Source organism: Azospirillum oryzae, from assembly GCF_008364795.1.
Taxonomy (GTDB): Bacteria; Pseudomonadota; Alphaproteobacteria; order Azospirillales; family Azospirillaceae; genus Azospirillum; species Azospirillum oryzae.
Genome location: NZ_VTTM01000001.1, coordinates 380,336 through 400,514, shown reverse-complemented (window position 1 = coordinate 400,514; position 20,179 = coordinate 380,336). Strand labels below are relative to the sequence as shown.

Annotated in this window: 19 protein-coding genes; 10 read left to right on the top strand and 9 right to left on the bottom strand. The window is 67.7% G+C overall.

From position 1 onward, the window contains the following. Window positions 1–8: 8 nt before the first annotated feature. The 5 genes from FZ938_RS01925 to FZ938_RS01905 all read right to left on the bottom strand — a co-directional run bounded on the left by FZ938_RS01925 (window position 9) and on the right by FZ938_RS01905 (window position 7,702). Complete coding sequence (locus FZ938_RS01925; RefSeq protein ID WP_149197015.1) at window positions 9–2,381, bottom strand: LPS-assembly protein LptD; 2,373 nt, start codon at window positions 2,379–2,381, stop codon at window positions 9–11. 155 nt (window positions 2,382–2,536) lie between these two features. Continuing rightward, window positions 2,537–3,958 carry a homospermidine synthase gene (locus tag FZ938_RS01920; RefSeq protein ID WP_149197014.1) on the bottom strand — a complete coding sequence of 474 codons (1,422 nt, stop codon included), beginning with the start codon at window positions 3,956–3,958 and terminating at the stop codon, window positions 2,537–2,539. 143 nt (window positions 3,959–4,101) lie between these two features. Further along, window positions 4,102–5,385, bottom strand: coding sequence for a type III PLP-dependent enzyme (locus FZ938_RS01915; protein WP_149197013.1), 1,284 nt, complete (start codon window positions 5,383–5,385; stop codon window positions 4,102–4,104). 437 nt (window positions 5,386–5,822) lie between these two features. Then, the gene (locus FZ938_RS01910) at window positions 5,823–6,386 is read right to left on the bottom strand and encodes a 1,2-dihydroxy-3-keto-5-methylthiopentene dioxygenase (RefSeq protein ID WP_149197012.1); all 564 of its coding nucleotides are present in this window, start codon (window positions 6,384–6,386) and stop codon (window positions 5,823–5,825) included. A gap of 95 nt (window positions 6,387–6,481) precedes the next feature. Then, window positions 6,482–7,702: an MFS transporter gene (locus tag FZ938_RS01905; protein ID WP_149197011.1), complete on the bottom strand. Its 1,221-nt coding sequence runs from the start codon at window positions 7,700–7,702 to the stop codon at window positions 6,482–6,484. A 248-nt stretch (window positions 7,703–7,950) separates the two neighbouring features. Here FZ938_RS01905 and serS point away from each other — a divergent pair, with 248 nt between their 5' ends. The 4 genes from serS to FZ938_RS01885 are packed head-to-tail and all read left to right on the top strand — an operon-like array spanning window position 7,951 to window position 11,955. Next, on the top strand, window positions 7,951–9,222 hold the full coding sequence (gene serS, locus FZ938_RS01900; RefSeq protein WP_149197010.1) for a serine--tRNA ligase: 1,272 nt from the start codon (window positions 7,951–7,953) through the stop codon (window positions 9,220–9,222). Then, window positions 9,222–10,004, top strand: a complete 783-nt coding sequence (surE, locus tag FZ938_RS01895) for a 5'/3'-nucleotidase SurE (protein ID WP_149197009.1) — start codon at window positions 9,222–9,224, stop codon at window positions 10,002–10,004. The genes serS and surE overlap by 1 nt, the downstream gene beginning before the upstream one ends. Continuing rightward, entirely contained in the window at window positions 10,001–10,654 is a 654-nt protein-coding gene (locus FZ938_RS01890) for a protein-L-isoaspartate(D-aspartate) O-methyltransferase (protein WP_149197008.1), read from the top strand. The genes surE and FZ938_RS01890 overlap by 4 nt, the downstream gene beginning before the upstream one ends. 8 nt (window positions 10,655–10,662) lie before the next feature. Then, window positions 10,663–11,955, top strand: a complete 1,293-nt coding sequence (locus FZ938_RS01885) for a peptidoglycan DD-metalloendopeptidase family protein (protein ID WP_246457425.1) — start codon at window positions 10,663–10,665, stop codon at window positions 11,953–11,955. Here FZ938_RS01885 and FZ938_RS01880 read toward each other — a convergent pair. Beyond that, the gene (locus FZ938_RS01880; protein WP_149197006.1) at window positions 11,912–12,778 is read right to left on the bottom strand and encodes an ATP-binding protein; all 867 of its coding nucleotides are present in this window, start codon (window positions 12,776–12,778) and stop codon (window positions 11,912–11,914) included. The two genes, FZ938_RS01885 and FZ938_RS01880, sit on opposite strands and share 44 nt — an antisense overlap. Window positions 12,779–13,030: 252 nt before the next feature. On the opposite strand from FZ938_RS01880, the gene yajC reads away from it, so the two are divergent. From yajC to FZ938_RS01850, 6 genes are all read left to right on the top strand, one after another. After that, complete coding sequence (gene yajC / locus FZ938_RS01875; RefSeq protein ID WP_149197005.1) at window positions 13,031–13,456, top strand: preprotein translocase subunit YajC; 426 nt, start codon at window positions 13,031–13,033, stop codon at window positions 13,454–13,456. Window positions 13,457–13,581: 125 nt separating this feature from the next. Continuing rightward, on the top strand, window positions 13,582–15,180 hold the full coding sequence (gene secD / locus FZ938_RS01870; RefSeq protein WP_149197004.1) for a protein translocase subunit SecD: 1,599 nt from the start codon (window positions 13,582–13,584) through the stop codon (window positions 15,178–15,180). An 11-nt stretch (window positions 15,181–15,191) separates the two neighbouring features. After that, the gene (gene secF, locus FZ938_RS01865) at window positions 15,192–16,148 is read left to right on the top strand and encodes a protein translocase subunit SecF (RefSeq protein WP_149197003.1); all 957 of its coding nucleotides are present in this window, start codon (window positions 15,192–15,194) and stop codon (window positions 16,146–16,148) included. A 30-nt stretch (window positions 16,149–16,178) separates the two neighbouring features. After that, window positions 16,179–16,556: an Mth938-like domain-containing protein gene (locus FZ938_RS01860; RefSeq protein ID WP_149197002.1), complete on the top strand. Its 378-nt coding sequence runs from the start codon at window positions 16,179–16,181 to the stop codon at window positions 16,554–16,556. Between the two features lie 62 nt (window positions 16,557–16,618). Then, window positions 16,619–16,834 carry an AbrB/MazE/SpoVT family DNA-binding domain-containing protein gene (locus tag FZ938_RS01855; protein WP_149197001.1) on the top strand — a complete coding sequence of 72 codons (216 nt, stop codon included), beginning with the start codon at window positions 16,619–16,621 and terminating at the stop codon, window positions 16,832–16,834. Next, on the top strand, window positions 16,821–17,183 hold the full coding sequence (locus tag FZ938_RS01850) for a type II toxin-antitoxin system PemK/MazF family toxin (protein ID WP_149197000.1): 363 nt from the start codon (window positions 16,821–16,823) through the stop codon (window positions 17,181–17,183). The genes FZ938_RS01855 and FZ938_RS01850 overlap by 14 nt, the downstream gene beginning before the upstream one ends. Window positions 17,184–17,246: 63 nt before the next feature. On the opposite strand, the gene FZ938_RS01845 is transcribed toward FZ938_RS01850, so the two are convergent. From FZ938_RS01845 to hpnD, 3 genes are read right to left on the bottom strand one after another with little or no spacing between them, the layout of a single operon-like run. After that, window positions 17,247–17,840, bottom strand: a complete 594-nt coding sequence (locus FZ938_RS01845) for a superoxide dismutase (protein ID WP_109075681.1) — start codon at window positions 17,838–17,840, stop codon at window positions 17,247–17,249. Between the two features lie 5 nt (window positions 17,841–17,845). Next, the gene (hpnE, locus tag FZ938_RS01840) at window positions 17,846–19,222 is read right to left on the bottom strand and encodes a hydroxysqualene dehydroxylase HpnE (protein WP_149196999.1); all 1,377 of its coding nucleotides are present in this window, start codon (window positions 19,220–19,222) and stop codon (window positions 17,846–17,848) included. Continuing rightward, window positions 19,222–20,151 (bottom strand): presqualene diphosphate synthase HpnD, encoded by a 930-nt coding sequence (hpnD, locus tag FZ938_RS01835; RefSeq protein ID WP_246457424.1) that lies wholly within the window; start codon window positions 20,149–20,151, stop codon window positions 19,222–19,224. Before hpnD ends, hpnE begins: the two co-directional genes overlap by 1 nt. Window positions 20,152–20,179: the final 28 nt, after the last annotated feature.

The window sequence follows — 20,179 nt, the reverse complement described above, 5'->3', positions numbered from 1 at the left end:
ATCCGCGCTTACTGGTTGGCCGAACCGCCGCCCAGGAAGCTGGCGTTGATGCCGGGGCTCTTGAACTCGCCGACATTCTTGAAGACCAGACGGAAGAAGATGGTGTTGCCGTCCTTCTCACCGGTCGTGCTGACGGTGTAATCGCGGCGCGCGATGGTCTGGAAGACCAGGCATTCGTCGGAATAGGACAGCACGGCAAGGCTGGAGCGCGGACCCGGCTGCGGCTCCATCGCCTGGGTGTGGCTGACGCCCAGGCTCCAGTAATCGGTGAACTGCGACGACACCCCGAAGCTTGCCTGCTCCACCCGGTTGCGGGTCACCGCGTTGCGCGCGGTGGTCTGGTCGACATAGGTGTAGGAGGTCGTCAGCCGCAGAAGCGGCACGCCGGCCGTCGCGTTCAGCGAGTGGCGGCGCGGACGGAAGGTCTCGTGGTCGACACGGAAACCGTAATTGACGTCCAGCCAGTCGGCCGGCTGCAGGTCCAGGCGGCCGACATAGTCGGACACCCGATCTTCCAGGCCGGAATCGCCGGTGAAGCCGACATTGCTGTCGTTCAGGCGGATGCTCTGGCCCAGGAAAAGACTGGCCGACCCCTGGGTATGGCCGTAGATCGCCGTGCGCAGGCCATAGGTGAAGCGCATGCCGTCGTCCAGCCGGTCGATGCCGGTGAAGCGGTTGGGCTGCAGCAGGTTCACATCGTCGAATTCGACATCCAGGCTGTCTTCGTTCGGGAAGACGCGGCCGTTCGGCAGCTTCGGCGCGAAGGTCAGCTGGCCGATCGGCTCCACCAGTTGGGACGAGCTTTCGCCGTAGCGGACGAACGGATAGCGGACGGTGGCCTGCCCCTGCGGGAAGAAGCGGAAGCGGCTGACATTGTCGTTCCCGCGGGTGGTGGGGTCGGCCGTGTTGAACTGTTGCGCCGTATAGCCTGCGACCAGCACGCTGCCCGACAGGGTGGTGACGAAGCCGGCATTGGAGACGATGTTGCGCTCCCACCCCGGCTGCGCCATGAAGCGCTGGGTGTCCGGGCCGGCATTCTTGAAGCGGGACACCGCCAGCAGGCTGGTGTCGAACGACCAGCGGCCGCCCAGCAGGCTGCCCGGTTCGCCCAGCGCGTTGTACTGCGCATAGGGCAGGGCGACCGGCTCGGGAACGGTGTTCCCGTACCGCATGTCCTGGAAGCTGTAGCCGGTGACCGCCGCATAGTTCCGCCCGCGGAAGCCCTCCACGTAGGCCTTGCTGGTCAAGTAGTCTTCGCGGAAATCGTAATAGCGGCGCAGGAAGGTCGGATCGCTGGCCCGCTTCACGTCGAACCCGGCGCGCCATGTCTCATCGATGTCGAACAGGCCGCGCGCCGCGACATAGCCGCGGGTGCGCGTCTCCTTCGGCACGATGGTGGTGTTGGCCACGTCGCCGCGGGTGATCGCGCCTTCCAGTTCAAGGCGACCGCTCTCGAACCGCTTGCGGTACTGGCCGCCGAGCAGCGGCCCCTGCTGCGAGTAGTAATGCAGGTCGAAGGTGGCGTCCTGGTCCGGCGCGATGTCCCAGTAGTAATGGGTCTTGAGGATCGCGCCGAGATTGGAGTTGTTGCCGAAGGACGGCGTCAGGAAGCCGCTCTTGCGGTCCACCGACGGATCGGGATGCGACAGGTAGGGCGTGTAGGCGACGGGGATCCCGAAGATCTCCATCGTCGCGTCCTTGTAGCGGACCTCGTGCTCCTCGTTGTCGTGAACGATGCGCACGGCGCGGATCTGCCACAGCGGCGGACGGGTCGGGTCTTCCTTGCACAGGTCGCAAGGGCTGTAGACGCCGCGGTTGACGCGCGTCAGCCGGCCCTCGCGCCGCTCGCCCTCGTTGCCGGCCATGCGGCCGTTGTCGGTCATCAGGACGCGGATGTTCTCGATGAACACGTCCTTCAGGTTGTCGGTCAGTTCGGCATAATCGGCGAAGATGATGTCGCCCGACGGCTCCACCAGGCGGATCTTGCCTGTGGCGGTGACGACCTTGGTCTTTTGATTGTAGGTGATCTTGTCGGCGCGGACGCTGCGCTTGCCCTGCGCAAGCTCCACATTGCCGCTGGCGGTGACGACGCTGTTCACCTCGTCGAAGGTGACCTGATCGGCGGTCAGCAGGACCGGTTCCTGCTTGGACGCGGTGGCGGTGGCGTTTCCCTGGGCGGCGCCTCCCCGCACGGCCGCGGCGTCCGGCTTCGATCCCGGAACCGGGGTCGCGGGCGATTGGGCGTTCGCCGGATCCGGAATGGCCAGATCCACCACGGCAATCCCGCAAGTCACCATGAGCCCGACGATGCCGGAGCGCATGATGAGGGTGGCGGCGGTCGGAGCTTTGGCGCGGGCGCGCCGGGAGACGTGCTTGGGCATGGCTGAACGATTGGGGGAAGCGAAAGCCCAAGTCAACGGTTTCAAAGCCCTTCGGCGGGCAATGTCACCGTGTCGCCATGCGCCCTGTGGCAGCACTGCCGCAGCCGACGCCGCCGATGGGGCGGCGGGGGCTGCGGCACTTCATCCGATTTCTCTCAAACGACCCGGAAGTTCTTGAACTGCCAGGGGTCATCCTCGTCGATGTCCTCGGGGAACAGGACATTGCGGTCCTGCAGCGGCGTCCAGTCGCCATAGGCGCCGACCACCTCGCCGAGATAGGGGTCGGCGATGTCCAGCACCCGGCGGAAGTCCACCTCGTCCGGTTCGACCAAGCCCCGATTCGGGTTCTCCAGCACCCAGACGATGCCCCCGAGGACGGTGGAGGTCACCTGCAGCGAGGTGGCGTTGTTGTAGGGGGCCAGCGACCGCGCGGTGTCGATGTCCAGCCGCGAGCCGTACCAGTAGGCGCCCTTGGGATGCCCCATCAGCAGAACGCCCAACTCGTCCATGCCGCCGGTGATCTCGTGCATCATCAGCCGTTGTTCGGCCTGGATGTTGAAGTTCTTGCCGGCCAGTTCGTGCAGCGACATCACCGCATCGTCGCACGGATGATAGGCATAGTGGCAGGTCGGGCGGTAGACGACGGTGTCGCCCTCGCGCACGGTGAAATAGTCGGAGATCGAGATCGCTTCGCTGTGGGTGATGAGGAAGCCGTGGAACGGCCCCTCCAGCGGGGTCCAGGTGCGCACGCGGGTGGCTGCGCCCGGCCGCATCAGATAGATAGCGGCGTCGCAGCCGAACTCGTGCCGGCGGCCGTCGGGCGGCAGCTGCCTCTCGTGCGTGCCCCAGCCGAGTTCGGCCGGCTGGCAGCCTTCGCTGACGAACCCGTCGATCGACCAGGTGTTGACGAACTCGCCGATCTGCTTGGGCTGGTTCGACACCTGGGTGTCGCGCTCCGCCACATGGATGGTCTTGATCCCCAGCTTCTGCGCCAGCCGTCCCCAGCCGTCGCGGTCGGTGGGGACATCGGTCTCGACCCCGGTGTCGGCGGCGATGTTCAGCAGCGCCTGCTTGACGAAATGCGAAACCAGACCCGGATTCGCCCCATGGGTGATCAACGCGGTCGGGCCGCTCTCATAGCGGCTGCGCAGCGCCAGCGCCGATTCGCGCAGCGCATAGTTGGAGCGCAGCGACGGCGACAGGCTGGAATCGGTATAGCCGCCGGCCCACGGTTCGGTGCAGGTGTCGGTGTAGAAGGCGCCGACCCGCTGGCAGAATTCGATCAGCGCGATCGACGACACGTCGACCGACAGGTTGACCAGGAAATCGCCCTTGTCGATCAGCGGCTTCAGAACCTGGAAGAAATTGTCGTTGTCGAGCGGATTGTTGTGGAACGCGACGCCGTAAAGCTCCGCCTCCTCCCGTCCGCGCTCCTCGGCGGTGACGATGGTGATTCGGTCGGCCGTAAGTCCGTCGATGTGACGGAGAAGCAGCGGCAAGACACCCTGGCCGATCGAACCGAATCCAACGATGACCATGCGGCCTGTGAACGTGCAGAGCTTCGTGTCCAGGGCCATGATTTTTTGTCTCCCCGAGGTAGTTTAGGCCAACGACATGAGCCGGCGCGCCCGCCCACTTCGGAGAAGAGGAAACGGGGCGCGCCGGGCCACTGAATGTTACGGATGTCTTTACGCTTTATCCACAGAATCCGGCTTCTTTTTCAGGCTGCGCAGGAGCGCAGCACGTAGCCGGGGGTGGCGAGCAGCGGCGCGTCCGACACTTCGACGACACGCGCCTGATCGAAGCCGTTGAAGGCGGTGCGCAGGCAGGAGCCATAGGCGCCGAGCTGGCCCAGCTCGATCCAGTCGCCGGCCTTCACGTCGGCCGGCAGGTGGAAGGGGCCGGCCATCTTGTCGGCGCTGTCGCAGGTCGGACCGTAGAAGCTGAAGGCTTCGCTTTCGGCGTCGGTCATCGCCTCGAACGGCCGGATCAGCCGCGCCGGGAAGCGGAAGCCGGGCACGCCGGCATCCGACAGGGCGCCATAGACGCCGTCGTTGATGAACAGCTCGGCTCCGCGCCGCTTCACCACCTGCACCACCAGCGAGACGCCGGGGGCGACCAGCGCGCGGCCGGGCTCGCACCATAGGCGGCAGTGCGCCGGCAGGTCGATGGCGGCGATCCCGCGGGCGATGGCGGCCATGAAGTCGCCGAGCGGCGGCGGAGTGACGCCCGGATAGGACACCGGGAAGCCGCCGCCGACGTCCAGCACGTCGATGGCGACTCCGCTCTCCGCGATGACGTGGCCGGCCAGCGCGATGGCGCGCTCGTAGGCCGACGGGTCGAGCATCTGCGAACCGACATGGAAGGACAGCCCGACCTTCGGCGCCACGGCGCGGGCGGCGCGCAGCAGTTCCACCGCGTCGGCCATCGCGGCGCCGAACTTGCCCGACAGGTCGTAGACCGCGTTGCCCTTCGGCAGGGCGAGGCGCACGACGAGGCCGAGGTCGGCGGCACCGTCCGTCTCCTCCAGGATCTTGTCCAGCTCCTCCCGGCTGTCGAGGACGAAGTCGCGGACGCCATACTGGTGGTAGGCGTTGCGGATCGCCAGACGGCCCTTGACCGGGTGCATGTAATGCAGGACGGCGTCCGGGAACATCTGGCGGATCAGGCGGATCTCACCGGGGGAGGCGACGTCGAAATGGCGCACGCCGCCGGCCCACAGGGCGCGCAGCACCGCCGGCTCCGGGTTGCACTTCACCGCATACAGCACGTCGCCGCCCCGGCCGACCGCTTCGGTCGCACCGGAGAATGCGGTCAGGAAGCTGCCGGCGGTGTCGGCCAGCACGCCGGGGCGGATGCAGTGCATCGGCTCTTCCGGGCGGTGCAGGGCGACGGCCTGGGTCACGGTCGAGCGGCGGCCGGTGGACAGCGAAACGACGCTGCTGTCGTTCAGGCCGACGCGGCGGAGCGGGGTGACGGCGGAACGGGAACGCAGGAAACCCATGGCGCACTCCTATCCCCGGACAGCGGCGTGCAGGCCGGCCCGGTGAGCAGACGGCGATCCCGGCCGCGTCACGAACCGGCCAGCACAGGGCTGGGGCACGGGTGGCGCAGCGGAATCGGCGGTTGATCGGATTTTGGAAAGGGGGGAGACGGAAATAGCCGGTGCGAGCAGCGGCCCCGGGCTGTGAAGCTCCAGGCAACAGCGCGTCGTTTACCGGCTAAAGGGCTACCGTCTCACAGCCCCACCGTGGGCAGCGTACATACTGACCTCCCTCTCGGGACCGGCCCACTGGAATGGCCGGTTCTGCCAAAAAGGACGCGGTACGTCGTAGCATAACCACAGAGGGCCATAGGCACGTGCGGGTGCGTCGTGTCGATTGATTTACGCTTTTCCGTCCGTGATTCAAGTGAATTTTTTGGGACGGAAACGGGGCGGAGTCAGGCCGCCTCCACAGCCTCCGTTTCGAAAAGCGGGAAGCGCGCGGCGATGGTGTCGCCGGTCGGCGTTGCCATCCAGCCCTCGGGACGGCTGAAGAAGCGGATGGTGGTGAAGCGCGGCCGCGGCCCCATGTCGAACCAGTGCGGCGTGCCGGCGGGAATGCTCAGCAGGTCACCCGTCCCGCACAGCACACGGAAGACACGGCGGTCGAGATGGATGTAGAAGGCGCCCGCACCCTCCACGAAGAAGCGCGCCTCATCCTCCGCATGGGTGTGTTCGTACAGGAACTTTGCACGCAGGGCCTCGACACCGTCGGTCTTGGGAGTGACGCGAACGACGTCCGCGGTGCAGAAACGGCGAGCTGCCTTCAGCCGGTCGATTGGCGCGGCATAGGCCCGCTGCACGGCGTCGGCGTCGGCGGAGGCGGGCAGGGGGGCGTCGGCGGTCCAGCGTTCGTACAGGATTCCGATATGGGCCAGATGGCCGGCCATCAGCGCCGGGTCGGCGGTGCGGAATTCCGGGCGGCGGGCATCGTTTTCCAGATAGACGGTCAGGTCACTCACCCTGCGCACTCCTGCCCAGCGAACCCTTCCAGCCTGATGCGCGCCCGTGCGCAACGCAATATGGCGAACGACAAGCGCGACCGTTCGCCGCGCCGTCAGCGGCTGCGCTGCAGCCCGGCCGTCACACCCACCGCGATGAGGATCAGCAGCCCGACGAACGCGGCGACCCCGGTCCAGCCGAAGCCATGCCAGAACAACCCGCCCAGCGTTCCGGCGACCGTCGAACCCAGATAGTAGCAGAACAGATAGATGGACGATGCCTGCCCACGCGCCACCGCCGCCCGCCGCCCGATCCAGGCCGACACGATGGAATGGGCGCCGAAGAAGGCGAAGGTGAACAGCGCGATGCCGGGGGCGATGGCGAACAGGCTGTCGATCTCCATCAGCGCCAGCCCGCCCACCATCAGCGCCACCGCCGCCGCCAGCGTACGGTGCGATCCAAACCTCCCCGACCAGCCGCCGAACAGCGGCGAACTGACGACGCCGAAGCTGTAGACCAGGAACACCGCGCCGACGATGGCCGGCCGCAGTTCGAACGGCGGCTCGCTCAGGCGGAAACCGATATAGTTGAAGACGGTGACGAAGCCGCCCATCAGCAGGAAGCCGAGCGAGAACAGTCCGAGCAGCGCCGGATCCGTCAGCAGCCCGCGCCACGCCCGCACCAGCGCCGGCAGCCCGGCGGCGCGGCGGACGAAATGGCGCGACGGCGGCAGGGCGAGCCAGACGGTGACGGCCGCCGCCGCCGCCAGCGCCCCGACCACCCCCACCGCCAGCCTCCAGGTGCCGAGATCGGTAACGATTGCGGTCAGCACCCGGCCGGACATGCCGCCGATGGCGGTGCCGCCGATATAGAGCCCCATGGCGACGCCGGCCGATTTCGGATCGACCTCTTCGGAGACATAGGCCATCGCCACTGCCGGCAGGCCGCTCAAGGCCAGCCCCTCCAGCGCCCGCACCGCCAGGAATCCGTGCCAGCCCGGCATCAGCGCGCCGACGATCCCGAGAATGCCGGCGCCGAGCAGTGCCGCCACCATCACCGGCTTGCGCCCGATCCCGTCGGAGATGGCGCCCGCCACCAGCAAAGCCACAGCCAGAACGCCGGTGGTCAGCGACAGCGACAGGCTGGATTCGGCCGGCGTCACCCCGAATTCCTGCACGAACTCCGGCAGCAGCGGCTGGACGCAGTAAAGCGTGGCGAAGGTGGAAAAGCCGGCGACGAACAGGATGCGGCTGGCACGGCGATAGGCGGGGGTGCCGGCCTGCAGATAGGCGACCTCTGCATCGGTCTCAGCACCGGTCTCGATCTCGTCGCGCACGCGCTCGGCTCCGTATTTCTGGCATTGGCGCCGTCCACTGCGGCGCACAACGGACATTGCCCTGTCGTGCCCGTCGGTTCCAACAACAGCCGGGGCGCAGCGGCCATGCCGTCTGCGCAGATCCCTTTTGCGCAGATCCCTTTTGCGCAGATCCCTTTGGATCATGTCGATGGACGGGCTTGCACTGGACCTTGGCGGGGTCGCGCCGTATAACCAATCCCCCACACAATTCGTTGATTGTTCGAGCCATGCACGACCTTCGCGCCATCCGTGAGAATCCCGAAGCCTTCGACCGCGGCCTTGGCCGCCGGGGACTGGCGCCGATGTCGTCCTCCGTGCTCGACCTCGACGGCCGCCGCCGTGCCGCGCAGACCCAGATGCAGGAAATGCAGGCCCGCCGGAACGAAGCGGCCAAGGAAATCGGCCTCGCCAAGCGCGAGGGCCGCGACGCCCAGCCGATCCTCGACGAGATGGCGACCCTGAAGGAGCGCCTGCCCCAGGTCGAGGAAGAGGAACGCGCGCTCGGCGCCGAACTCGACGGGCTGCTGGCCGGCCTGCCCAACATCCCGGCCGACGACGTGCCGGACGGACCGGACGAGACCGCCAACGTCGAGGTCCGCCGCTGGGGCACCCCGCCCGACATCGCCAACCCCAAGCAGCATTACGAGCTGGGCGAAGCGCTGGGCCTGATGGACTTCGAGGCGGCGGCCCGCATGTCCGGTGCCCGCTTCACCGTGCTGAAGGGCGGGCTGGCCCGTCTCGAGCGCGCGCTCGCCGATTTCATGCTAGACATCCACACCGGCGAGCACGGTTTCACCGAAATCGCCCCTCCGCTGATGGTGCGCGACAACGCCCTGTTCGGCACCGGCCAGTTGCCGAAATTCGAGGAGGATCTGTTCAAGACCACCTCGACCGACCATTACCTGATCCCGACCAGCGAGGTTCCGCTGACCAATCTGGTCAACGACCAGATCGTGGCGTCTGAGGAATTGCCGCTGCGCTACACCGCGCTGACCCCCTGCTTCCGCGCCGAAGCCGGGTCGGCCGGGCGCGACACCCGCGGCATGATCCGCCAGCACCAGTTCTGGAAGGTGGAGATGGTCGCCATCACCACGCCGGAACAGTCGGAGGACGAGCACCAGCGCATGACCCGCTGCGCCGAGACGATCCTGGAGCGGCTGGGGCTGCCCTACCGCACCATCGTTCTGTGTACCGGCGACATGGGCTTCTCCTCGCGCAAGACCTATGACGTCGAGGTCTGGCTGCCCGGCCAGAACGCCTACCGCGAGATCTCCAGCATCTCCAATTGCGGAGATTTCCAGGCGCGGCGGATGAAAGCCCGTTGCAGGCCGAAGGGCGAGAAGCAAACTCAATTCGTGCACACCCTCAATGGATCGGGTGTGGCGGTCGGGCGCTGCCTGATCGCGGTGCTGGAGAACTACCAGCAGCCCGACGGTTCGATCCTGGTTCCGGAAGCGCTCCGCCCCTACATGCGCGGAGTGGAGAGGATTTCCATCTGATGTTCGACCTGCCGCTCGACCTGTCCCGGACACGCATCCTCGTCACCAACGACGACGGCATCCATGCGCAGGGATTGAAGGTCCTGGAAGCCATCGCGCGCGAGCTGTCCGACGACGTCTGGGTCGTCGCGCCGGAGATGGAGCAGTCGGCGGCCAGCCATTCGCTGACCATCAACCGGCCGCTGCGCCTGCGCAAGCTGGACGAACGCCGCTTCACCGTCGACGGCACGCCGACCGACTGCGTGCTGCTGGCGGTCAACCATGTGATGAGGGACGCCCGTCCGACGCTGGTGCTGTCCGGCGTCAACCAGGGCTCCAACATCGGCGAGGACGTGACCTATTCCGGCACCATCGCCGCGGCGATGGAAGCGACGCTGTTGAACGTCCCGGCCATCGCCATGAGCCAGCATTACGAGCCGGGCCAGCCCATCGACTGGTCCGCCGCTGCGGCCCATGGCGCCGACGTGGTGCGCAAGGCGGTGACGGTGGCGTGGCCGAAGAACGTGCTGCTGAACGTCAACTTCCCGGCCCGTCCGGCCGCGGAGGTGACGGGCATCCAGGTGGTGCGCCACGGCAAGCGCAAGATCGGCGACGAGCTGTTGGAGCGTGTGGACCCGCGCGGCAAGCCCTATATCTGGATCGGCACCCTGCGCGGCGAGGCCGACGTGGCGGACGACACCGACATCCATGTCGTGTTCAACGGCGGCATCTCGGTGACGCCGGTCTATCTCGACCTCACCCACACGCCGACGTTGCAGACGTTGAGGCAGGCTTTCGTGTGACATACAACCCGCGCAAGATCCGCTTGCTGATGGCCCTTCGCGGGGCCGGCGTCACCGACACGAAGGTGCTGGCGGCGATCGAGCGGATCCCGCGCGAGCTGTTCGTCCCGGAAGCCTTCCAGGACCGGGCGTGGGAGGACACGGCGCTGCCGATCGACCTTGGCCAGACCATCAGCCAACCGCTGGTGGTCGGGCTGATGACCCAGGCGCTGGAACTGCAGCCGCGGCATCTTGTCCTGGAGGTCGGTACCGGCTCCGGCTATCAGGCGGCGGTGCTGTCGCGGCTCTGCCGCCGGGTCTTCACCATCGAGCGGCTGAAACCGCTTCTGTGCGAGGCGGAGGCGCGGTTCAAGGCGCTCGACATCGGCAACATCACCACGCGGCTCGGCGACGGGACGCGGGGCTGGCCGGAGCAGGCGCCGTTTGCCCGCATACTGGTCACAGCCGCCGGTGGGCCGGAGCCGCCAAAAGACTTGACGGATCAACTCGCCGTTGGTGGTGTCTTGGTCATTCCGTTGGGGACCGATCACCGCGGCCAGAGGGTCGTGCGTTTCCGGCGCTCCGAAGCTGGCCTTATCCGGGAGGACCTGTGGCCCGTCCGTTTCGTTCCGCTGCTGTCCGACCCGCCGCAACCGGTCCGTTCCGCATGAAATCCGCCATGCCCAAGCACCTGCTGTCCGCAATGGTCCTGTCCACAGCCGTCCTGGCGCTTGGCGCTTGCGAACGGGTGGGCGGGCTGGCGCCCTTCACCACCGTCTCCGATGTGCCGGATTCGGCCGGCGGCGCCATCACGGTGCAGAAGGGCGACAGCGCATACAGCCTGTCGCGCCGGTACAATGTGCCCCTGCGCGACCTGATCGAGGCGAACAAGCTGGCGGCGCCCTACCGGCTGGAGGTCGGCCAGCGGCTGGTCCTGCCGACCTCGCGCCAGTACATCGTTCAGAAGGGCGACAGCCTTTACAGCATCTCCCGCATGTACAATGTCGACGTCAGCGAACTGACGCGGCTGAACAACCTGACGCCGCCCTATGCCGTGAAGGTCGGCCAGCCCCTGCGTCTGCCGGGCGCCAACGATGGCAGCGGCACCATGATGGCATCCGGCGGCGTGGCGAGCGGCGGTGCCGTCGCCCTGACGCCGCAGGGGAATGCGCCGGGTGGCTCGACGGCCGGGCATGGCTCGATCCAGTCGGCCGACCTGCCGCCGCCGGGTGCATCCTCCCCGTCGGGCGGTATCTCGGCCACGCCGCTGCCGCCACCTTCGAAGCCGGGTGCCGTGCCGGAGCCGTCCGCCCAACAGACGCCGTCCGCGCCGTCCGTCCAGGGTGACACGCCCTACCAGCCGGGGCAGGCGCCGACCATGCTGCGCCCGCCCGGCAGCAAGCCGGCTCCGACGCCGACCCCGGCCCCGGCCCCGGCCCCGGCGGCAACCACGCCGCCCCCGGCAGCGCCCCAGCAAGAGGTGGCCACCGCCGCGCCGCCGCCCAAGCCGGAGCCGAAGGCCGAAGTCGGCGCGCCGCCGCCGCGCGGCAGCGCCCGCTTCCTGTGGCCGGTGAAGGGCAAGCTGATCTCCGGCTTCGGGCCGAAGCCCGACGGGCTGCACAATGACGGCCTGAACATCGCGGCGCCGAAGGGCACGGCGGTGGTCGCCGCCGACAACGGCGTGGTCGCCTATGCCGGCAATGAGCTGCGCGGCTTCGGCAACCTGCTGCTGCTGAAGCATTCCGACGGCTGGATCACCGCCTATGCCCATCTCGACAAGATCGAGGTGGAGCGGGGAGCCACGGTGAAGCGGGGGCAGGTGATCGCCCGGGTCGGCCAGACCGGCGGCGTGTCCTCGCCCCAACTTCATTTCGAGCTGCGCAAGGGCAGCCAGGCCGTCGACCCGAGCGACCAGATGGACCGCAAGGTCAGCGAAGGGGCTTCCCGAGGCGGCCAGCCAGGTCCTGGATGAACTGCCAGGCCACCCGGCCCGACCGGCTTCCGCGCGTGACCGACCATTCCACGGCCTCCGCGCGCAGCCGGTCAGCCGGGATGTCCAGGCCGAAATGGCGGACATAGCCCTCGATCATCGCGAAATAGGTGTCCTGGTCGCAGTTGTGGAAGCCCAGCCACAGCCCGAAGCGGTCTGACAGCGACACTTTCTCTTCCACTGCCTCGGCCGGGTTGATGGCGGTCGACCGCTCGTTCTCGATCATGTCGCGCGGCATCAGGTGGCGGCGGTTGGAGGTGGCGTAGAACACCACATTGTCCGGCCGCCCTTCGATCCCGCCGTCCAGCACTGCCTTCAGCGACTTGTAATGGGCGTCGTCATGGTCGAAGGACAGGTCGTCGCAGAACAGGATGAAGCGGCGCGCCTCGCCCTTCAGCCGGGTGAGCAGGCGGGGCAGGGTGGGGATGTCCTCGCGGTGGATTTCCACCAGCGCCAGTTCGCCCGGCCGCTCGGCGCAGATGGCGGCATGGGCGGCCTTGACCAGCGAGCTTTTGCCGGTGCCGCGCGCGCCCCACAGCAGGGCGTTGTTGGCGGGCAGCCCGGCGGCGAAGCGGCGGGTGTTGTCCAGCAGGATCTCCCGCTGCCGCTCGATCCCCTGCAGAAGCATGATGTCGACGCGGTTGACCACCGGCACCGCTTCCAGCCGGTCGGGATCGGGATGCCAGACGAAGGCGTCCGCCGCGCCGAAGTCCAGCGGCCGGTCGGGCGGCGGGGCCAGACGCTCCAGCGCCTCGGCGATGCGGGTCAGCAGGGGGACGAGCGACTGATCTGCACCAGCGCCCATGCCTGAGCTATTGACGGATTGCGACATAATTTTCCGGATATTTTTTCAGGATGTTCCATGGAAAGTGGGCGCCCGCGCAGCCATCTTTCCGACGCCTTCGCACGGTAACACAGCAGGGCAAGCACACAAGCTGTGGCCGCCCTGCGGATTGTGGCGCATCACCATTGCATCCCGATCATGGGCGGCTATAGTCGCGGCGTCCCGGCGGAACGCCGATCCGGTGCCGAGACCAAACCTGTAAGGAGCTTCCAGATGTTCGTTTCGACGGCTTATGCACAGACGGCGGCCCCGGCTGGCGGCGGCGGTGACATGCTCGTCCAGTTTCTGCCGCTGATCCTGATCTTCGTCGTCTTCTACTTCCTGCTGATCCGTCCGCAGCAGAAGAAGATGAAGGAGCATAAGACCATGCTGTCGGCCATCCGCCGCGGCGACCGCGTCGTGACCGGCGGCGGCATCATCGGCACCGTGACCAAGGTCGGCACCGACGACGAGATCACCGTCGAGATCGCGGAGAATGTGCGTGTGCGCTGCCTGCGCTCCACCGTGAACCTCGTGCTCGCCAAGACCGAGCCGGCCGGCAAGTCCGGCGGCGACGCCACCCCGGCCACCGAGGGCGAGGCCAAGCCGGCCGAGACCCCCGCCGCCGGCGGGATCGGCAAGCTGTTCGGCCGCAAGTAAGCCGCAGCCGGGCCCCTCTTCCGCGGGTCGGCCCGAAGGCGCTTCCCGTCCGGCCCGGCCGTCGTCCGCCCGCAAGCGGCGGACCGGTCGCCCGGACCGGGTGTCTGATCGGATTCGAGTGACGCATGCTCTATTTTTCGCGCTGGAAGATTTACCTGATCCTGGCGACCTGCATCGCCGGTTTCATCCTGATGCTGCCCAACTTCCTGGGCCGCGACACGTTGGCGGCGCTGCCGTCCTGGTACGCCAACACCCGGGTGTCGTTGGGTCTCGACCTGCGCGGCGGATCGCATCTGTTGCTTGAAGTCGACATGGCCACCGTCATCCGCGACCGGGTGGAAGGTCTCGTCGACGGCGCCCGGCAGCAGCTGCGCACCGCCAATGTCGGCTACACCGCGCTTAACGCCGGCGAGCGCGCCGTGACCGTCCAGCTGCGCGACCCGGCCCAGGCCGAGGAGGCGGTGAAGGCCCTGCGCCAGCTCGCCAGCCCGGTCGGCCGCACCGGTCTGGGCGGCGGGCAGCCCGACCTCGAGGTGACCGTGAACGGCGGTACGGTGACCGTGGCGTTGAGCGAGGTCGCGCTGCGTGACCGCGCCACCCAGGCCATCGAGCAGTCGATCGAGATCGTCCGTCGCCGCATCGACGAGACCGGCGTGAACGAGCCGACCATCGCCCGCCAGGGCAACGACCGCATCCTGGTCCAGCTGCCCGGCGTGGAGGATCCCGACCGCATCAAGCGGCTGCTGGGCACCACCGCCAAGATGACCTTCCGTCTGGTCGACGTGAATGCCGATCCCAACACCGGCCGCGCCCCTCCGGGTTCGGAGATCCTGCCGTCGGCCGAGGGCGATCGCTACCAGTCCAAATACGTCATCCGCAAGAAGGTCGAGGTCGACGGCGCCACGCTGCAGAACGCATCGGCCGGCACCAACAGCCAGACCGGCGAGTGGGTGGTGAATTTCGAATTCAACAGCGCCGGCGCCAACCGCTTCGCCGAAGTGACCAAGCAGAATGTCGGCCGGCCCTTCGCCATCGTGCTCGACAACAAGGTCATCAGCGCCCCCGTCATCCGCGAGCCGATCACCGGCGGTCGCGGCCAGATCAGCGGCAACTTCACCGCCGCCGGCGCCAACGACCTTGCCGTGCTGCTGCGCGCCGGCGCCTTGCCGGCCCCGCTGAAGGTGATCGAGGAACGCACGGTCGGTCCCGACCTTGGCGCCGATTCCATCCGCGCCGGCCTGACCGCCGTGGTCGTCGGCTTCCTGATGGTCTGCGTCTACATGATCGCCTGCTATGGGCTGTTCGGCGCCTTCGCCTGCTTCGCCCTGCTGGTCAACATCGTGCTGACCATCGCGGCGCTGTCGCTGCTGCACGCCACGCTGACGCTGCCGGGCATCGCCGGCATCCTGCTGACCTTGGGTCTGGCGGTCGACGCCAACATCCTGATCAACGAGCGCATCCGCGAAGAGACGAAGAAGGGCCGGGGGGTCTTCGCGTCGATGGAGGCCGGTTTCAGCCGCGCCTACAGCACCATCGTCGACTCCAACCTGACGACGGCCATCAAGATGGCGCTGCTGTTCATCTTCGGCACCGGCACCATCAAGGGCTTCGCCGTCACCATCACCTTCGGCATCCTCATTTCCATGTTCACCGCGACGGTGCTCGTGCGCCTGATGATGGTGACGTGGCTGCGCCGGACGCGTCCGGCCGTGTTGCCGGTCTGAGAGGTCATCCGATGTTCCATCTCCGCCTCGTCCCCGACAACACCAAGATCCCGTTCATGAACGGCCGCATCGCCGGCCTCGTGGTGTCGGCGATCCTGTCCATCGCGTCCGTCATCCTGTTCTTCCACCCCGGCCTGAATTACGGCATCGACTTCCGTGGCGGCATCGTCATCGAAGCCCGCACGCCACAGGCCGCCGACTTCGCCTCGCTGCGCCACACACTGTCCGGCCTCGGCATGGGGCAGGTGGCGTTGCAGGAGTTCGGATCGACTCAGGACGTATTGATCCGCCTGGAACGCCAGCCCGGCGACGATGCCGCCCAGCAGGTGGCCGCCGACAAGGTGCGCAACACGCTGGCGCAGGCGATCCCCGGCACCCAGGTCCGCCGCGTCGAAGCGGTCGGCGCCTCGGTCAGCGGCGAACTGTTCGCCAACGGCATGCTGGCGCTCGGCCTCGCCATGCTGGCGATGCTGGTCTACATCTGGTTCCGCTTCGAATGGCAGTTCGGCTTCGGCGCGGTGGTGACGCTGATCCTCGACATCACCAAGATCGTCGGGTTCTATGCCATCACCGACATCCAGTTCAACCTGACGGCCGTGGCTGCGATCCTGACCGTCATGGGCTATTCGGTGAACGACAAGGTCGTGGTCTATGACCGCATGCGCGAGAATCTGCGCATCTACAAGAAGATGCCGCTGCGCGACCTGATCGACATGTCGATCAACGAGACGCTGAACCGCACCGTCGGCACCTCGGTCTGTACCCTGCTGTCCATCATTCCGCTGGCGCTGTTCGGTGGCGAGGCCCTGCAGGACTTCGGCATCGTGCTGATCTTCGGCGTTATCCTTGCGACCAGCTCGTCGGTGTTCATCGCCGCACCAATCTTGCTGTTCCTTGGTGAGAACCGCCTGCGGCGCGGCGCTCCCGATGCCGCTTCGGCGGGCAACACTCCGGCAACCACGCCGTAAGGCCGGGCGTTTAGCGAAGGAGAGGGCAGCATGGCCGACATCATGCCGATGATCCCGTCGGACCGTCAGGTCATCGACGGCTACGGTCCGGGACAGTTCTGCATTTCCGGCCAGTGGCGCGTCGGCGCGGTGATCGTCCTGCCCGACCGCACCGTAGTATGGGAGGCGACCGATGCCGCCTCCCTGTCGGTGAGCGACTTCTCGTCCGTGTTGGAGGCCGAGCCGAAGGTGGAAATCCTGCTGCTCGGCACCGGTCCCACCATGCGGATGATCCCGAAGGACCTCCGCCTAGGCCTGCGCGAGCGGGGCGTGGTGGTGGAACTGATGGACAGCCGGGCGGTTTGCCGGACCTACAACGTCCTGCTGGCCGAGGGCCGGCGGGTCGCGGCGGCGATGCTGCCGGTTTAGCTGTTATTGAAGCTGTAGCGATCGGGCACTAAGGTAAGGATGTTCCTTACCGCGGTGCCCCCATGATCACCAGCAAGTTGACCAGCAAGGCCCAGACGACGATTCCGCAGCCGGTACGGGCTGCTCTGGGTCTGCACGAGGGCGACGAGATCGCCTATCGCATCGAAGACGGCCGCGTCATCCTGACCAGGGCCGCTCCGGCTGCTGCCGAAGACCCGTTCCGCTGCTTCACGGAATGGGACAGTGAAGCGGATCGGCAGGCCTATGCCGACCTTTGAAATCTGGAACATCGTCAAGGTCCCATTCCCCTACGCCGACCGTCCGGCTCGCCAGCGTCGCCCGGCATTGGTCGTCGCGGCTGAAGACCTGGAAGCAAGCCACAGCCTGCTATGGGTTCTGATGATCACCAGCGCCGAAAACCGGGGATGGCCGTCGGATGTGCCTGTCGGCGACCTCGAAACGGCAGGACTTCCAGCCCCCTCCGTCGTGCGCACGGCCAAGGTCGCGGTGATCGACGCCCGTGATGCCGAACCTCTCGGCTCGCTTGCCGCCGGTGATCGCGGGGCCGTCAGCCGGCAGGTTGGCCACCATCTTGCCGGGATGCTGAAGGCGGGCAGGGACGCTTGACCTCGGAAACGACAAAGGCGCCCTTTCGGGCGCCTTTGCACTCACAACCCTCGACGGGAAGGATCACGCAGCCAGCTGCTCGGCGGCGAAGTCCCAGTTGGCGAGGTTGTCGATGACCGCCTTGACGAAATCGGCGCGGCGGTTCTGGAAATCGACGTAGTAGGCATGCTCCCACACGTCGATGGTGAACAGCGGCTTCTGGCCGTGCGCCAGCGGGGTGTCGGCGTTGCCGGTCTTGCCGACCTTCAGCTTGCCGCCGTCCAGGTACAGCCAGGCCCAGCCCGAACCGAACTGGGTCAGGGCGGCCTGGGTCAGCTCTTCCTTGAACTTCTCGACGCTGCCGAAGTCGGCGACGATGCGCTGCTCCAGGGCCGCCGGCATCTTGCCGCCGTCCTTCTTCAGGCACTGCCAGAAGAAGGTGTGGTTCCACACCTGGGCGGCGTTGTTGAAGATGCCGACCTTGGACGCATCGCCGGCAGAGGCCTTGATGACCTCCTCCAGGCTGGCGTTGGCCAGCGGGGTGTCCTTGGTCAGGTTGTTCAGGTTGGTGACGTAGGTCTGGTGGTGCTTGTCATGGTGCAGGTGCAGGGTCTCCGACGAGATATACGGAGCCAGAGCGTCGTACGCATACGGAAGCGGCGGAAGTTCGAACGCCATTTGATTTACCCTCTCTTCTTTGATTGTCCTTCCGGGCCGGGCCTTGCGAGCACGGCACCTCCGTCCGTCCAAATAGGCCGATGACGGAAGCTTGTGAAGGCCGGAAACACTCTCGAACGTCGTATAGGGTTATTTCCGTTCGACAAAGTGGCCTCGGCCGCCCGGTTTCCCGAGCGCACGGCTGCCTCCAACGTCGCGGGAAGCCCCGTTTCCGTCCAGTCGCCGGCCAGCGTCAGATTGCTCCAGCGGGTGCGGGCACCCGGACGGCGCGCCACCGATTCGGGAGACTGATCCGGCGTCGCCCGCCGCTCCTTCACCACCCGGAAGGGAGGAATCGCCCCCCCGAGTCGCAGGTGAGGGGCGACCTCCGTCCACAGCCGCGCGGCGATCTCCTCGGCCGGCAGGTCGGCCAAGGCGTCGGCATCGCTTACGGTGACCGACAGCAGGTCGTCGCGGGCGAACAGCCATTCCGCGGTGCCGCCGACCAGCCCGACGAAGGGGAGGCCGCCCGGCAGCCGCACCGGCCCGTCCAGCCGGACATGCAGGTTGACGATGGCCGGACCCGGCGGCGGCACGGCCAGCCCCGGCACCAGCCGCGCCGCCACCCAGGCCGGCGCGGCGAGAACCACGCTGTCGAGCGCACCGAGCGTCACGGCATTGCCGCCGGCGGAAAAGCCGGTCACGCGGCCATCCTCGAAGGTCAGCCCCTCTACCCGCGCGCCCAAATTCAGCGCCGCACCGGCGGCCCGCAGCCGCGCCAGCGCCGGGTCGACGAAGGCGGCGGACAAGCCCCGCGGCGCCAGCACCGGCCGGCAGGCCGCCTCGCCGCGCAGCAGCGTCTCGCGCAGCACCGCACCGAACAACCGGGCGGAGACACGCTCCACCGGCCCGTTGAGTGCGGAGACCGCCAGCGGGCGCCACAGCGGCTCGAACAATGCTCCGTCGGGTGACAGGCAATCGGCGACCGACTGGCCGCGCCGGGCGGTCAGGCAACGCAGGGATGCCAGATAGTCGAGCGGCCGGCTGCCGGGCACCCGACGGGCCGGATCGAACAACCACAGCCCGCCGGGGCGCAGCGTCCAGGCGGCACCGGTGCGCAGGTCGAGGAATGGAAAGGCGGCCGGGCGCAGTTCCTCCAGCGCATCGCCGCCGCCGGTCCGCCGGGCATAGCCGAGCAGTTCCCGGTTGCCGCTGAGCACCATATGGCTGCCATTGTCGATCGACCGGCCGAGCGTGGCATCGTGGAAGCTGCGGCAGCGCCCGCCGGCCTGCGGTGCCTGCTCATAGACCGCGACGCGCCGGCCCGCCTCCACCAGCCTGATGGCGGCCGCCAGCCCGGCCAGCCCGGCGCCGATCACATGGACGGTGCCAGCCTTGCTCATCAGGCCGCCGGGGGAAAGCCGAGCATGCAGCGCACCGCCACCCAAGCGCTTTCACGCCGGCCGACCCGGACGCGCGCGTTCAGATCGCGCCAGCCGGCCGCACGCAGCCGTCTCAGCAGCCGGTGATACAGCACCATCATCGCGGTGGCCGCCCACAGCGATCCGCGCCCATGGCCGGCGACGGTGGACCGCGCCTCGGCAAAACGGGCCTCCGCCAGTTCGGCCAGCGCCTCGCAGGCGCGGGGCAGGGCGGGGTGGGCCAGGACTTCGTCCGGGCGGTCGCCGTCGATGCCGGCGGCCAGCAGTAGTTCCCGCGGCAGGTAGAGCCGGTCGAGTTCGGCATCCTCGGCCAGATCGCGCAGGATGTTGGTCAGTTGCAAGGCCTCGCCCAATGCCAGGGCGAAGCGCTCGGTGGCCGGATCGGCGCGGTCGAACACGCGGATGGCCAGCATGCCCACGGCACCGGCGACCCTGCGGCAATAGAGCCGCAGCGTGTCGAGGTCAGGCGCCCGCATGCCGCCGGAACCCGGATCCTCCCCGGCGACATCCATCGCCATGCCGTCGATCAGCGCCTCCAGCTCCGCCCGCGGCAGGCCGTACCGCTCGATCGCGCCTTTCAGCGCGGCGGTCAGCGGTCCACCGGGAGCCCCGCCGGCATAGAGATCGCGGATGTCGCACCGCCAGAGGTCCAGCGCCGCCCGTTTGGCGGCTGGCTCGCCCGGTTCGTCGGCGATGTCGTCGATGCGGCGGCAAAAGGCATAGATGGCGAACATCGCCGCCCGCTTGGAAGCGGGCAGCAGACGCATCGGCCAGTAGAAGGTGCTGCCCGACTTCGCGGTGACGCTGGTCGCCGTATCGGGTGCCTTGTCGTCCGGCAACGTCGTGGATACCGGTTCCAGCGGGGCCGTCTCCAGCGGCGGAGGGGTCATCTGTAGCATCCTGGGCATTGCCCGTCCT

What these genes read in the sequence shown, in the direction of transcription:
- FZ938_RS01920 (WP_149197014.1), bottom strand. Translation starts at nt 3,958, where the DNA reads ATGGCCCTGGACACGAAGCTCTGCACGTTCACAGGCCGCATGGTCATC.
- FZ938_RS01855 (WP_149197001.1), top strand. Translation starts at nt 16,619, where the DNA reads ATGATCACCAGCAAGTTGACCAGCAAGGCCCAGACGACGATTCCGCAG.
- FZ938_RS01860 (WP_149197002.1), top strand. Translation starts at nt 16,179, where the DNA reads ATGGCCGACATCATGCCGATGATCCCGTCGGACCGTCAGGTCATCGAC.
- FZ938_RS01850 (WP_149197000.1), top strand. Translation starts at nt 16,821, where the DNA reads ATGCCGACCTTTGAAATCTGGAACATCGTCAAGGTCCCATTCCCCTAC.
- hpnE (WP_149196999.1), bottom strand. Translation starts at nt 19,222, where the DNA reads ATGAGCAAGGCTGGCACCGTCCATGTGATCGGCGCCGGGCTGGCCGGG.
- FZ938_RS01880 (WP_149197006.1), bottom strand. Translation starts at nt 12,778, where the DNA reads ATGGGCGCTGGTGCAGATCAGTCGCTCGTCCCCCTGCTGACCCGCATC.
- FZ938_RS01885 (WP_246457425.1), top strand. Translation starts at nt 10,663, where the DNA reads ATGCCCAAGCACCTGCTGTCCGCAATGGTCCTGTCCACAGCCGTCCTG.
- FZ938_RS01915 (WP_149197013.1), bottom strand. Translation starts at nt 5,385, where the DNA reads ATGGGTTTCCTGCGTTCCCGTTCCGCCGTCACCCCGCTCCGCCGCGTC.
- surE (WP_149197009.1), top strand. Translation starts at nt 9,222, where the DNA reads ATGTTCGACCTGCCGCTCGACCTGTCCCGGACACGCATCCTCGTCACC.
- FZ938_RS01845 (WP_109075681.1), bottom strand. Translation starts at nt 17,840, where the DNA reads ATGGCGTTCGAACTTCCGCCGCTTCCGTATGCGTACGACGCTCTGGCT.
- secD (WP_149197004.1), top strand. Translation starts at nt 13,582, where the DNA reads ATGCTCTATTTTTCGCGCTGGAAGATTTACCTGATCCTGGCGACCTGC.
- yajC (WP_149197005.1), top strand. Translation starts at nt 13,031, where the DNA reads ATGTTCGTTTCGACGGCTTATGCACAGACGGCGGCCCCGGCTGGCGGC.
- FZ938_RS01925 (WP_149197015.1), bottom strand. Translation starts at nt 2,381, where the DNA reads ATGCCCAAGCACGTCTCCCGGCGCGCCCGCGCCAAAGCTCCGACCGCC.
- secF (WP_149197003.1), top strand. Translation starts at nt 15,192, where the DNA reads ATGTTCCATCTCCGCCTCGTCCCCGACAACACCAAGATCCCGTTCATG.
- serS (WP_149197010.1), top strand. Translation starts at nt 7,951, where the DNA reads ATGCACGACCTTCGCGCCATCCGTGAGAATCCCGAAGCCTTCGACCGC.
- hpnD (WP_246457424.1), bottom strand. Translation starts at nt 20,151, where the DNA reads ATGACCCCTCCGCCGCTGGAGACGGCCCCGCTGGAACCGGTATCCACG.